Annotated in this window: 14 protein-coding genes; 6 read left to right on the plus strand and 8 right to left on the minus strand. The window is 29.7% G+C overall.

The window, feature by feature from the left end; translation table 11 throughout:
- Window positions 1-523: 523 nt before the first annotated feature.
- The 5 genes from KAOT1_RS00050 to KAOT1_RS00070 all read left to right on the plus strand — a co-directional run bounded on the left by KAOT1_RS00050 (window position 524) and on the right by KAOT1_RS00070 (window position 4177).
- Complete coding sequence (locus KAOT1_RS00050; protein WP_238528660.1) at window positions 524-757, plus strand: hypothetical protein; 234 nt, start codon at window positions 524-526, stop codon at window positions 755-757.
- Window positions 758-908: 151 nt separating this feature from the next.
- Window positions 909-2249 (plus strand): hypothetical protein, encoded by a 1341-nt coding sequence (locus tag KAOT1_RS00055; protein WP_007092598.1) that lies wholly within the window; start codon window positions 909-911, stop codon window positions 2247-2249.
- 4 nt (window positions 2250-2253) lie between these two features.
- Window positions 2254-2742, plus strand: coding sequence for a hypothetical protein (locus tag KAOT1_RS00060; protein WP_007092599.1), 489 nt, complete (start codon window positions 2254-2256; stop codon window positions 2740-2742).
- On the plus strand, window positions 2742-3023 hold the full coding sequence (locus KAOT1_RS00065) for a hypothetical protein (RefSeq protein ID WP_007092600.1): 282 nt from the start codon (window positions 2742-2744) through the stop codon (window positions 3021-3023). The genes KAOT1_RS00060 and KAOT1_RS00065 overlap by 1 nt, the downstream gene beginning before the upstream one ends.
- The gene (locus KAOT1_RS00070) at window positions 3020-4177 is read left to right on the plus strand and encodes a glycosyltransferase (protein ID WP_007092601.1); all 1158 of its coding nucleotides are present in this window, start codon (window positions 3020-3022) and stop codon (window positions 4175-4177) included. Before KAOT1_RS00065 ends, KAOT1_RS00070 begins: the two co-directional genes overlap by 4 nt.
- A gap of 330 nt (window positions 4178-4507) precedes the next feature.
- Here KAOT1_RS00070 and KAOT1_RS00075 read toward each other — a convergent pair whose 3' ends face one another.
- Window positions 4508-4984: a hypothetical protein gene (locus KAOT1_RS00075; protein ID WP_007092603.1), complete on the minus strand. Its 477-nt coding sequence runs from the start codon at window positions 4982-4984 to the stop codon at window positions 4508-4510.
- 1371 nt (window positions 4985-6355) lie between these two features.
- Window positions 6356-6784 (minus strand): hypothetical protein, encoded by a 429-nt coding sequence (locus KAOT1_RS00085; RefSeq protein ID WP_007092606.1) that lies wholly within the window; start codon window positions 6782-6784, stop codon window positions 6356-6358.
- Between the two features lie 219 nt (window positions 6785-7003).
- Here KAOT1_RS00085 and KAOT1_RS00090 point away from each other — a divergent pair, with 219 nt between their 5' ends.
- On the plus strand, window positions 7004-7501 hold the full coding sequence (locus tag KAOT1_RS00090; protein WP_007092607.1) for a hypothetical protein: 498 nt from the start codon (window positions 7004-7006) through the stop codon (window positions 7499-7501).
- On the opposite strand, the gene KAOT1_RS00095 is transcribed toward KAOT1_RS00090, so the two are convergent.
- The 6 genes from KAOT1_RS00095 to KAOT1_RS21685 form a co-directional block, all read right to left on the minus strand.
- Window positions 7498-7725 carry a hypothetical protein gene (locus KAOT1_RS00095; protein ID WP_007092608.1) on the minus strand — a complete coding sequence of 76 codons (228 nt, stop codon included), beginning with the start codon at window positions 7723-7725 and terminating at the stop codon, window positions 7498-7500. The genes KAOT1_RS00090 and KAOT1_RS00095 overlap by 4 nt on opposite strands.
- Before the next feature lie 2 nt (window positions 7726-7727).
- Window positions 7728-8465 (minus strand): hypothetical protein, encoded by a 738-nt coding sequence (locus KAOT1_RS00100; RefSeq protein WP_007092609.1) that lies wholly within the window; start codon window positions 8463-8465, stop codon window positions 7728-7730.
- A 28-nt stretch (window positions 8466-8493) separates the two neighbouring features.
- Window positions 8494-8667 carry a hypothetical protein gene (locus KAOT1_RS23255; RefSeq protein WP_007092610.1) on the minus strand — a complete coding sequence of 58 codons (174 nt, stop codon included), beginning with the start codon at window positions 8665-8667 and terminating at the stop codon, window positions 8494-8496.
- A 313-nt stretch (window positions 8668-8980) separates the two neighbouring features.
- On the minus strand, window positions 8981-9370 hold the full coding sequence (locus KAOT1_RS00105) for a hypothetical protein (RefSeq protein ID WP_007092611.1): 390 nt from the start codon (window positions 9368-9370) through the stop codon (window positions 8981-8983).
- A 591-nt stretch (window positions 9371-9961) separates the two neighbouring features.
- Window positions 9962-10351 carry a hypothetical protein gene (locus tag KAOT1_RS00115; protein ID WP_007092613.1) on the minus strand — a complete coding sequence of 130 codons (390 nt, stop codon included), beginning with the start codon at window positions 10349-10351 and terminating at the stop codon, window positions 9962-9964.
- 2 nt (window positions 10352-10353) lie between these two features.
- Window positions 10354-12874, minus strand: a 2521-nt coding sequence (locus KAOT1_RS21685; protein WP_007092614.1) for an RHS repeat domain-containing protein, incomplete at its 5' end; no start/stop codon positions are given.

A 12874-nucleotide genomic window follows, 5' to 3' on the forward strand; every position in this document is an offset into this window, starting at 1 on the left:
ACTTTTAGAATCTTTGACTATTTGATCGATGGCTTTTATAAAAAGCTCATCAATTTTAATGATTTGATTTTTTTTAGGGGTAGTTTTTTTCCATAAATAAAAGGTTTATTTTCAATAGTTACTGAAAATTTTAAGGTTTAGGTACATTTCACATAAAAGTTATTCAATTATTTTTGGTAAAATTTAGTTGTTTTTATTTATATTTGGTCGTGTTTGTCATCAAATATAATAAAATTTAGGTAAAATTTATATAAAAGTTTGGTTAATTTTTAGTTTAATTTATACAAAAGTTTGTTAATTTTTTATATAAAGTTTGGCGAAGTTTGCTATAAAGTTTGTTCTAATTTATACAAAACTTTGTTAACATTTATAAGAGTTTGATGTGGTTTCCATAAAGTTTTGTTAAAGCTTATCAAAACATGGGTAACGCCTAAATTATAACTTGACTAGCACTTATAAGATTGACATTAAAACCCTTTTATATATGTATTGCTCAGAAGACTATAAGTCGTTAAAAAAAAGGATGATGTCGTTATTCGACAATCCAACAACAGAAGTTGCAAATCGTTCTGGACGTTCGCAACCCACTGTCAGTAAATTTTTCAATGAAGTAACGATAAGGCAAAAATCTTGGATGTCTTGTTACGAGGCTTGTTTGGAGCTTGTAGAAGAACAAGAAGCCAAGCTGAAGAAACTCTATGAAAAATCCAATAAGCTGATAAGCAAAGATGAATCAGCAATTAAAAAGGAACAATAGCTTATGAAAAAGTCCATTGTTCAAAAAGATAATGAGGTGGTAAAGGCTCATATCGAAAGCATTAAACATGATATTGAGATGTTAAAAAAACACGCTAATCCAAACCTACGTCGCAGACAGCAGAAACTGATGCGTCGAAATTGTTCCACAGATGAACATCATTCATTTTTCAACGGTTTTTAAGCGATTAGATCAATTTGTAAAACATCATAATTCAAACAGCGACAAGCTTTCTAATCATTTGCGACAACCCATTGTTGCAACGGCAAAAGAAATTATCAAAATTTATGGTTTATCACTTTTAAAGGCTCATAAAATCAAGCCTTTAGAAGTGGATCATATTCCACCCTTAGAAACCAATAGCGAGCAACTAGCAAAAATGGCTCATGTTAGTACAAGGACTATCAGAAGGCATATACAGCGCCTATTAGATGCTAAAGTACTTACCGAAAAAGTTTATAAAGGTAGAAAGGCGAATTACCAGCTTCGTTTTAACTCAAATATTCTGTTGATAAGCGGTTTAAAACCCGTTAATAAAGACGAATTTTTGGAAGATGACCAAAAAAAGAAAACTGCTGATAATCAGTTTTTTAAAAATTCTTTACGGACAACTTGTCCGCAATCTGACTCTAGTAACAATAGTTACATAAATAATATAATAATAGCAGTTGATAACAAAATTAAAAGGAGTTCGCTTGCGCTCACGACACATTATTTTTCTGGAAACAAAACTGGAAACAAATTTACAGGATACGTAGAGAAGGAAGGCGCAAAAAGGAGTAACGAGCCACCCTTGAAAGGCACACCAGGCGCGCAAAAAAATGTTCCAAAAGATGATAAAATCAGCAAAAAATACTCCTCAAATTTAAGTGATTTACAAAATAGTGTTGTAGAGAAGGAAGGACAAAGCAAACAAGTCATAAAACAAGCAAAAGACACAGCTTCAATGCCTGAGACTTGTTGCTTTTCCTCCCTTAATCTCTATGTGGATTCACTATGGAATCTCTCTAAAGAGACGATCTATAAAAATACTTTTCTCACTAAAAATCAGCAGTTAAGGGCAAAAGAGTTGTTACGGGATTGGTATGCGCCAGTATCAGAGCAAAACTTGGCAAAAGTTCATAATATTTATGTTCAGCGTATTGAATTGGTACGTAAATATCTAGCAAAAGATTCTAAAAATAGGTACGTTCAATTGCCTGATAGGTACTTTGATGTGACTAACAAATATGGATTTACAGGAACAAAAGCTTGGTATGAAATTCATATGAAAGCAAAGCGAAAGACTCGGGACAAACTGATGCTACACGCTCAAATTCGACGTTTTATAAATAACGAGGAAAAAGACACTTCAAAACAACTTTCTCGTTTACAGCTTTTTAAGGATTGTGAAAAGCGTGTTGAAAGCCTTAATTCTCCTGAATTGATGGATCAATTCTATGCTACAATTTTAAACAAAACATCATTCAATCACTCACAGTATAATACATGATAAAATGAAAAAAACATCAAAAAACACCCTTAGTACATTCAGTCAAAAGATTAGAAATGCCGTTACAGACTTATCCGTTGATATTTTTGGCTATGAGAAAATGGTAACCAAAAATATTATCCAAAATACAGCATTTATTTCAAGTAAAACCAAGATTCCAAAAGCACGTCTTTTTTTAAAAATTGTGCAAAAAGATCATACAATCAAAGCCTATTTGTTCGATCAATCTAAAGCCATTCAAGCCATTCCAACAAAAGAACTTGCCTATTTCTTTATTGACAGAGAAACCGCAGAATTATCAAGAATTCAGAACAAAATTGCCTTTAGTATCAAGAAATACTTGAATGATTTTGCATTAAAAAATGGTTTGAACGTTGAAAATCTTGCCGTATGGATTCATGTCAAAGATGAAAAAGTCATCATTGATGCATTTGATAAGGATCAATTTGTAAAAGAAATATCAATGAGTTCATTAATTAAATTTTTTAGGTAATGAGCGCATCAAAAGGTTGGAAATTAAAGCAGGATTCAGAAACCAAATTAATCGTTTGGTTTGCTGATGGAAATGTGAGAACTCTGTATTCTATCGATTGGAATTATAAGTTTTCACAGACAAAAAAACGTGAGATTGGACTCGCTCGCTTTTACAAAAAGATTGAAGATTATGGAGCTAAAGTAAAAGTCGCAGAAATCTATGAAATGAGTTCAGGAATACGTATAGCGAAGTTTATTAGCGGAGTAGAAGTAGCAATTAATCAACAAGAAAATCAATGAAAAAAATAATCCATTTAAAAGAAAAATTAGCTTCAAATTCAAGGTTCAGCACCAAATATGATTTGGGCGAAGATGATAAAATTCACTTACTCTATGTATCTCCGAAATTAAATGCGACAGGGTATTATCGTTTAATTTCACAAGCACTAGAATTAGATAAAACAAACACGCATAAAAGTATTATTACAAACATAGATAGTAATGATTTTAATAATTCATTAAATGACCTTACAACGGTACTAGATGAGCGTTTGTTAGTGTGGGCAGATTATATCATATTTCCACCTATTTTTAGTGATATTACCTATCTATTAAAAGCAATTGAGGCGTTTAATCCAATGATTCAAATTACCTTTAATATAGATCAGAATTATTTTGCCTTAAATGCTATGAGTTATGATAAGAGAAAAATTTCACAGATCGAATTGCATAACCTGGAGAATAATTTAGCGTGTGCGGATCTATTGTTAGTTGCCAATTTAAAATTCAAAAACTTTTTACATCGATATATAAATTTGCGTCATCCAAATGCTGATGTGGTAACTGGGTTTATTCCAAATTTAATTTCTCAAATTGGATATGAAAGTATGCCGAAAATCATTAAAAACGATACAGAATTATTTCGTCTTGGACTCATAAAGCCAACTTTGGAAGATTTGAATTTCATAAAAGAGTTATTCAAAAAAATGAGTAAAGAATTAAAAGACAAAATTCAAGTGGTTTGTTTAGGCAGTTCTACTACCTATGAGCTTATAGAGAAGCTGGACTTACAAAATGATATAGAATTTCATAAAACAGTTCATTTTAAAACCTTCTTTTTTAAATTGAATCAGCTAAGGCTTGATTCAGCTATGCTCTTGGCAAAAGATACTACCTACAACAAACATCACAGTAGTTATCTGTTTTTGGAACTGTCAGCATTTGGAATTCCGACGATTACCTCAATTTATCATTCGGCAAGTAACAATATTACTGATGGAGTGGATGGACTCTTAGCCTCGATAGAACCTGAATGGATAAAGGCGCTTGATCTGTTGATTAACGTGAAAGGTATTAAAGAAGAAATTGGAAGTATGGCAATTAAAAATGTGTGGAAGAACCATAGCTTTTCAAAGAAGCAAATTCAGAATATTAGTCAAGAAATTTTCTTTTAATTGATAAAAAAGAAAAGCCTTGTTAGGGCAAGGCTTTTCTGTTCAGCACAATTTTAGTTTTACGATAATTTAGTGGTAAATGCTAAAAAGAACCATGATATGCTGAACGTTTAAAATAGGAATCCTTAATTGAGGTATCAAGGATTCCATCTGATAAAAAAAGGGTACTACAGTTTGGGAATTTTAGGTCATAGGATTTTATCCAAATTATAATATAGTGCCACAATCACAAATACAACGATAAAAAGAATTGCGAATAAAAATCCAGCAATAAAGCCTTTTAGGAATTGTAATTTATAAGCGTTCATAATATGCTCTATTGACCTTTTTTCATTGGTTGGGTAATAATGATTCTGTTTTAAAGCAAGTATCAATACCTTCAGTGATACATGGGGTACAAATACCTTCATTATTTGTTGATCGTTTGGGTAGGCAACCAATGGTACAACCTTCACAAATTAAAATTGTATTTCCTGAAGTTATATAGAGTGAATTATATTCCTTATTTAATACATATGAAATCTGTAATGAACGATCTTTAGTATTGCCTATGAGTTGAATAATATTTAAAGAATTATTGTCAAAAGCCTTACTAGAATCGATATTGATTTCATTTATTTTGATCTCTTTTTTTTTGATTTGTAATATGTCATTTTCTAGTTGTTTAATTAGTTTTTGTTTATCATTGAAAACGATTTGATGATCTACTATTTTAGCAATCGTTTCTTCAGCATCTAATTTTTTGTTGTCTCTACAACTACTACAGAGTATAAGTGTGACCAAGATTAAAACTATTTTTTCTTTCATAATTCTATCATTAAATGTTACTTTTACATAACAGGGCGGTCTGACTTACCATCGTAAGAACCACCCTGTCTGCCTAACTAAAAGTTTAGATTAGGTCACAGGTTGTCATTACAACCCGATCATTACATACTGACAGAACCAAAATCAAAACCCTATATCGATTACAGTTCTCTGTTAAAAACTTCTCAGAAAGTTAAAATCAGTACGTTTAATTTTTAGTGGCAAAGCGACAACGATTCTGCTATCGCTTTGCTAGAGTTATTACCCTAAAACTCCATTTTTAACACACCTTCAAACACTACCAAAAGTGCCTGATGAAAAACTTGAAAAAAAATGTGTTAATTCTTATTTCTAGGCTCATAAGGCGACTGATTTTGAAACTACCTATTGTCGCCTTACTTGTTTAAAGAGTTTTTAAACATGAGTTTAGTAAAAAACCATGCCAACCTGTGAAATGCTTAACACGCTCCTTATGAACTAGCTAGGGGTATTTACGATCTTTATTTGTTAATTCCTTTTCGATTTCTTCATCCACTTTATTTTTTATTTTCTTCCTTCCTTTGCTTTTTACATAGAAGTATCTTACGATAACTAATAGTATGATAGCTTCCATTGTATAAATACCTACTAGAAACTGCGTCTCACTAACCATGAATCTTTATGTTATGTTAAAAGGCTATCAATAACAATTGGTTAGGCTCAGTGGCACACGCTACAATAGATACACTTGGGTTAAGATGAATTCAATAATTTAAATGGTCATTCAAATTATTTTAGTAAATTCAACTTTTCAGTCAAAAGAACAAAGTGGCATTTTTGATTCCCAAATTAAACTTTCGTTTAAAAATCAAAATAGTCATGCATATTAAACAAAATAGCCACTTTGTTACATGTTAAAAAAACAGTCAATTGAGAATTATTAAGCCTACTCGCTTGACTAAAATTAAAGCTTTCAATCCCCGAAAATGAGAAGTATTTTTCGGATTATTCTAAAAACGGGGATTTTGAAAGCTTTGCTTATTAAAAATTATTTTCTTTAGAACTTTTCATAATTCCTTTAACTAATTGAGTAGAAATAACAGTATGCATGCCATTAATTTTCTGTTCAATTTTACTAAATGAATCATTCTTTTTAATTGCTAAATCTTTTATCTTTTCTAACTCAATACTGTCAATACTGATTATGGTGTGTATTTTAGCAATTATGACATACATTTTGTATACCAAAATGGATAGCACGATAGTAATTATAATTAATATCAAGACTATAATTAAAATTATTGTTCCCTTCATTTTATCAATAAAAAATTAAAATTTTATACAATATTGGCTACTGAAAAAGTTATTAATTGGAGTATTTTATTTAATGATTTAGTTAAAGGTATAATCAATGAACTTCGTTCCTGAAACATTGTCTAATGTTATTATAAATGTTTCATTTGAAACAACTTCGCCATCTACATAAATATTTAATTCTAGTGTATAATCTTCCCAACTTTGAGAATTAGAACCACCAACTATAAATGTGTCGTCCCCTTCGTAAATCAATCTTAAAAAAGTACCCTGACTTACTTCTTGGTTTACATACACTTCACTAAATATCGAATCAAAAATTCCAGTAAACAGTTGAGACTCATTATCCACAATTGTAGTTATATTAATTTCAGCATTTTTAGATAATACTGCTTCATATTCAATATTGACATTTTTGGGGTATTGTGATGAATTACCATCGTTTTCTGAGCAAGATAAATTTGTAAGTAGTAATGTTGCAATAAAAAAGATGCAAAAATTTCTCATAATTGGTTTTTTAGAGTTATAAAATAAATTCAAAATCTGCTATTCAAAATCTTAGTTGTGGCAAAACATGATTCTTAAAAAAACTATGTAAAAACAACTATTTTGCTTGGGGTAACTCTACATTTAATATATTTGATTAGATGCTTTGCTAAAATATGAAAAGTTTACTTAAAAAAGAAATTAGTTTACCTTAAAATGTAAAAAAGTTTGCAATTAACTATGACCGAACGTATCCTACAACTTTTACACGATTTAAAAATTATGCCATTTACAATAGAAAAAGGAACTAATGGGCATATAACTAGAGTAGCCGCAAGAAAGATATTAGATGGAAGGACTAAAAAACCACGTGTAGCAACACTTGAAATTTTAATGAAATTTCTTAGTGAGCATTATAAAGTTTCCAGAGAATGGATGAAAGAAGGAATTGGAGAAGTTTACTTAAAAGATGAAGATGACTGCTTCTTGGAAAAGCATGGTGTCAGATTTAATTTTGACGAACTCTTAAAACACTTTATTGAAAATCAAGAAATTTATTTGGGAAGTTCTGAGTCTTTGAATTTAGCTTTTGTAAACAACATAGTGAAGAATAAGGATTTCTACATTGAAAATTCTGAATACTTCCGACTCTTTATAAAAGGTTTGGTTGAAGATGGAATAGAAGAAAGATTAAAAACTTTAAAAGATATAGGAGTCGTTGTTAAGAAAAGTAATTAATTTGTTAGATAAATTTGATGCTTGCCAAATTGAAATAAAATACCTTTGGGAAGACCTTCAAACTTCTTGGTATTTTCTTGTTCTTTTTCATCGATTTCCTCTTTAAGTTTTTCAACCTCTTTTTTGACTCTAGCTAAGGATTCCTCGTGAGTATTTATTACTTGCTTTTCTAAACACTTTTTTTTGTAAAGTTTGTTTAAATTTTTTTTAATTTTTTCATCCATTTTCAATCAATTGTTTCTGCAACTTCATTTATTATTCTGTTGTTTGATTCGGTGTACTCAACAAACTTATCGTCTTTTACATAATTTTTTTTCGGTACAGTATGCAATAACTGCCTGAATAAAATTCTGATAGCTTTTAATAGTTTTTCTTCCTCTATTGAGTTTATTTTGAACAAATAAAATAATAGACTCCTCAATCCTAACATAGCAAAAAGACTTGCAAAAACTAAGCCCGTAACGTAATAAATTTTGTGTATTTCCATAGAATTAGAAATTCCCCATATCAAATAAACAGAAGAAACAAATAAGTACATCAGACTTAAATATAAAAACGACTTTGAGAGCTTGAGCCAATCAATTCTTTTTCTAAAAAGAAATAATATCATAAATAAAATCCCTGTAATTAAAATAAATACTGGATTACCCATGTTAGCTAGAAAAATATTTAAATTTTGAAAACCATTTACTTTTTTTGATTTTTTTAATGCTTTAAGATCATTATATAAACTTTCAGATTTTTTTTCATTAAGTGAATGTGATGTGACCAAGTTTTCTGCTCTACTATTTAAAGTATCAGGAAGAATTTTTAAATTTATCAATTCTTGTAATAAAAGGACAGATTCAACTCTGTCTGTATCTCTATTATTCCTAGCTTCTCGATGTTCTTTTCTAACTTCTTGTACATCTTCATTGAATGGAGGAGAAAATAATTGAGACATTGCTGCTATAACACCTGTCATAACAGCAATTATTACAAAGTATTTATATCTAGTTATAGTCTTCGTCTTCGTCTTCTCCGTCGGTGTTTCCAATAGAACCTGTTTTTTCCTTGTCTGCTGATTGAATTTCTTCATATTCTTGTTCTGCTAGGTTATCTGGCTCACAGCCAATTGTAAAATTGATTCCTATTAATAATAAACAAGCTAAAAGTAGTTTTTTCATAATATTTTGATTTAAAGATTATACTTAAAACCAAATGTATCTAAAAAACTATCTGTCAGAAAGTTCTATAACCTTATAATAAGAAATGTTTTGCAATATAAGCAAAAGTTTACATTTTTATGTATACAAAAAATAAACCATATCAATATTACGGTTTTACCTTATTTAAGTCGTTCTTTATATTTTTTTGATATCAGAAATATGAATATTTACTACATAAAAAAACCATTTTGATATGTTACCAAAATGGTCTTTAAGAAGGATTTAAGTCTTATATTTTGCAAGAATATAAAAATCTAGATATTCTAAAAAATTAACCTATAGTTTTTTCCTTAAGAAATTTATGAATTGAAATTGATAAAATAATAGCTCCTGTGAGTCTAATTAACGTTTCGTCAAATACAAGCAAAGAAAGCCCCAATAGAGAAAAAAACATGATACGATTAATGAGCTTGTTGTTATCATATTTATAATTAATAATTATTAGAATAAACGTAAATAAACTAATTATTAATAAATGCCTCATAGAGCCTTCTCGCCCTTCTCCAAAATAGAAAGGACTTATCTGCACAGTAATACCTTTTGATTCTTCAAGTTTTTCATAAGTAAAACCATAGTCTCCCATATTATTTTTTACATCATTTCTACTTGAAGTCATTAAAAGTATTAAGATGACAATTAATGAATAAACTATTTTTTTCATGTTTAAGTACTCTTATTTTTAAATGATTTTTGATTATTTAAAAAAATCATAATTAGTGAGGTTACACTAAGTATAATTCCAATTAGATTCAATTTCATATACCCGTGTGTGCATGCCAATACTAATCCAAAATTTAAAGTAACACAATACAAATCTCTGAGCCTTTCTTTATATTGAGCTAAAAACATAAGATAGACTGTTATCATAATAAATATAAATGAGAAAGGTTGGAAGTATTCTATAAATTCATCTGGTTGAAATATCCCAAGATTGGGATCACTTGGGAATGAAAGTTCGATAACCTTATGAGTAAATAGTATATTCATAATTAATACACTAAGTGTTAATATAATTTTTTGTGCTTTTATTAATGTGTTATTCATCTTTCTTATATAATTTATCTTTTGTATCTCCACACTATCACTTACTGTTACATTTACGGTAATATTTCCACTATTTTGCAATGTATTTTTAACACTAACTCAGTATTAGAAGTTACTATAATGCCATAAATAGTTAACCACAGAAAAAACATCTGTCCTTTCTGTGGTTTGAATTTTACTGATTTGATTCTAATCTGATTCAAAAATCTTAACTCGTAGTTTTTTCTTTAAGAAATTTTTGAATTGAAATTGATAAAATAACAACTCCTGCGAGTTTAATTAAAGTTTCGTCAAATGCAAGCAAAGAAAGCCCAAATAGAGAAAAAAACATGATACGATTAATCAGCTTATTGTTATCATATTTATAATTAATAATTATTAGAATAAACGCAAATAAACTAATTATTAATAAATGTCTCATCGAACCTTGGTAGCCTTCTCCAAAATACAGGGGTGTTATATATCCTCTGACACTATTAAAATTATCTACCTTATTATGAACGAAACCATAATCGCTCATGTTAGTTTTAACACCTATTCTGCTACTAGTAAATAGTATCATCAATAAGATAATTATTGAATAAATTACTTTTTTCATATTTAATCTATTTTTATTAGAGTACTAAATTTTGTATTTGCTTTAATTGTAATTTGACTTCTTTTGACTCCATTTGAAATCCCATTATTATAATAAGTTATTGTATAGGTATGATAAATATTCGCTGTGTAGTTGTGTACTTTAGGTTTACTAGTCGTAGTAGAGCCACCGCCATTTGAATTTGATGAACTTTGTGAGGAACTATTGGTATTTGACACACTTCCCTCAGCACTATTATTTTTTGTACCCAAAGTTCCTTTACCACCAATAGTACTTGAATTAGATGTAGAGGTTGTTCCGCTATTATTATTTCTATTATCCTCGGAAATGACAACTTGGTCAGTCCCTAAATACACTAACGTTTCAGGATCGTATTCTGCGCCATCATAGCTAATTTGTATTTTATCATCAGCTACTAAGTCTAAATCTCCCATAGTCTCATAAACAATATCAACGATTGAAGAACCACCTTCATTTAATGTTATATTATCTTGTACCATATTTCTAATTTGCTCAATACTTGATGCTTCTAATGGAGTTACAGGAAATATTGAATAATTATTTTCCTTTATTACTTTTCTTATTTCATCTTCTATCACTTTAGAACCTTTATTCTTTGTTAAATCAGCTCCTCCAAATATTGCTCCATTTGGTATTGCTTTACAGGCAGTACATTCATCTCCATCTCCAGTACCAAAGGGCTTCATTCCATCGGGATCGATAAAATAAATAGGATTATTAAACGCATAATTATATGGGGAATGTCTACGCATATCTTCCGCTAGTGGATCAATATTCATCCAACGTCCAATTGAAGCATTATAATTTCTTGCTGAAAAGTCTAACCATTCTAGTCCAAGTTCATCATTTTCTTCTTTTCCACTGAAGCCGTAGTTATGGCTTCTCCCAACAACTATATTATTATACCCGTTATGTTTCAATCCAAAAGGGTAGTAGTTACTTTCTTCTTTAATTTCAGTATTGCTATCAATAACTCCATTATCATCAAAATCTTGATATGATAATCTAATATTTCCTAAATAGTCTTTAAATTGAAAAGTATAGCTAAACGTATTATCATTTGTAGGCTCGACATATCCTTCAGGATGATTAAAAAACACTAATGATTCCACATTTGCATTGTCAACTTTGTAGATGAAATTACCTGCATACTGTGTTTTTACAAAACTATTATTTTCTTGAACTATTTTAGCCATTTTTATTCCTGTAGCATCGTAAATGTAAGAAATACTCCCTTGATCGCCAAAATTAATTGTAGTTGGTAAATTTAAGTGGTTGTAAGTAATTCCATTAGGAATGATTCCTTTGTTTATATCTGATGTCATATTTCCATTGACATCATACATATAGTCATTTTCAGTGGTGTTCACATCTTTAAATCCTGCATTATCTGCAACATCCGTAACTTTTACAAGTGTATTGCTATTGCTAGCATAATTGTAAGTTAATTGATCTATGATGTCTACCGTAGGATTAGCAACCTGAGTAACACCCATTCGCTCAAGCGAAAGAATATTTCCACTTTTGTCATAGGATACATTATTCAAGCTGTAGTTCTCTATATCATTATTAGCAAGGCTAGATAAAGTCTGCCCACTTTGATACATAGCACTTGTAATTCTATTTAGCGCATCATAGTTGTAGCTATAACTTCTTAGGTTCATATCATTGGCAGTTTTCCAATGTGTCTCACTAATATTTCCATTAAATAAATGTGTGGTTTGATTCAAGTCAGGATTGTCATAATTTATCTTAAAAGAAAATAGTTTATTTACATCATTGGTATTTACATCATTGATTGCTTTAAGCCAACCACGAATAGTATAACTGTAATCAATTTCTTGAAGTGGATTTACTTCTGTATTTCCAACTTTTTTACTTTCTAATATTCCTAACTTATCATAAGTATTGGCTACAATCAATTCTTCTTCTTGGTCATTTATTTGTTGTTTTTGAGTGAGTAATCTTCCCGAAGAATCATAGGTAAATCTGTCAATGGTTATGATTGGTGTATTTCCATTTTTAGTATGTACTAATTTTGATTCTAATACCTTTCCAGTAAAATTAAGTTTTGTTTCTGTAATATCAAATGATGATAGATATTCATTTTTTGATGCCACATAAATAGGTCTCCCTTTTTGGTCATAATGCGTTATGGTAGTAATCCAATCATCTGTACCTAAAACTCGGATTTTTGTTCCTGTTGGTAGTGTCCTGGTATCAGAGGATATTTGAACGCCATAAATTTGTGAATTTGATGGTAGTGTCAATGATGACTCATTAAAATTATAATCCTCATAATAATTAATTGCGTGTATTTCTTTAATACCTGGAAAAGCAAATCCATCATAGTAATGGTTGTCATTATTTATAGGCGTTGCAACACGAAAAGCATTTAGGTTTTGACTATTATCTACAGCTTCTTGCATTTGTCTACGCGTCCATGAATTTCCTTCCTTCCAATATAATCCTGTCATCACAGGTCTATTTAGTGCATCGTAT

The organism is Kordia algicida OT-1 (assembly GCF_000154725.1).
Lineage (GTDB): Bacteria > Bacteroidota > Bacteroidia > Flavobacteriales > Flavobacteriaceae > Kordia > Kordia algicida.

Excerpts from the sequence above, each read along its gene's own strand:
- KAOT1_RS00065 (WP_007092600.1), top strand. The coding sequence starts at position 2,742 with ATGAGCGCATCAAAAGGTTGGAAATTAAAGCAGGATTCAGAAACCAAA.
- KAOT1_RS00075 (WP_007092603.1), bottom strand. The coding sequence starts at position 4,984 with ATGAAAGAAAAAATAGTTTTAATCTTGGTCACACTTATACTCTGTAGT.
- KAOT1_RS00105 (WP_007092611.1), bottom strand. The coding sequence starts at position 9,370 with ATGAAAAAAATAGTTTATTCATTAATTGTCATCTTAATACTTTTAATG.
- KAOT1_RS23255 (WP_007092610.1), bottom strand. The coding sequence starts at position 8,667 with ATGAAAAAACTACTTTTAGCTTGTTTATTATTAATAGGAATCAATTTT.
- KAOT1_RS00060 (WP_007092599.1), top strand. The coding sequence starts at position 2,254 with ATGAAAAAAACATCAAAAAACACCCTTAGTACATTCAGTCAAAAGATT.
- KAOT1_RS00090 (WP_007092607.1), top strand. The coding sequence starts at position 7,004 with ATGACCGAACGTATCCTACAACTTTTACACGATTTAAAAATTATGCCA.
- KAOT1_RS00050 (WP_238528660.1), top strand. The coding sequence starts at position 524 with ATGATGTCGTTATTCGACAATCCAACAACAGAAGTTGCAAATCGTTCT.
- KAOT1_RS00055 (WP_007092598.1), top strand. The coding sequence starts at position 909 with ATGAACATCATTCATTTTTCAACGGTTTTTAAGCGATTAGATCAATTT.
- KAOT1_RS00100 (WP_007092609.1), bottom strand. The coding sequence starts at position 8,465 with ATGACAGGTGTTATAGCAGCAATGTCTCAATTATTTTCTCCTCCATTC.
- KAOT1_RS00115 (WP_007092613.1), bottom strand. The coding sequence starts at position 10,351 with ATGAAAAAAGTAATTTATTCAATAATTATCTTATTGATGATACTATTT.
- KAOT1_RS00095 (WP_007092608.1), bottom strand. The coding sequence starts at position 7,725 with ATGGATGAAAAAATTAAAAAAAATTTAAACAAACTTTACAAAAAAAAG.
- KAOT1_RS00070 (WP_007092601.1), top strand. The coding sequence starts at position 3,020 with ATGAAAAAAATAATCCATTTAAAAGAAAAATTAGCTTCAAATTCAAGG.
- KAOT1_RS00085 (WP_007092606.1), bottom strand. The coding sequence starts at position 6,784 with ATGAGAAATTTTTGCATCTTTTTTATTGCAACATTACTACTTACAAAT.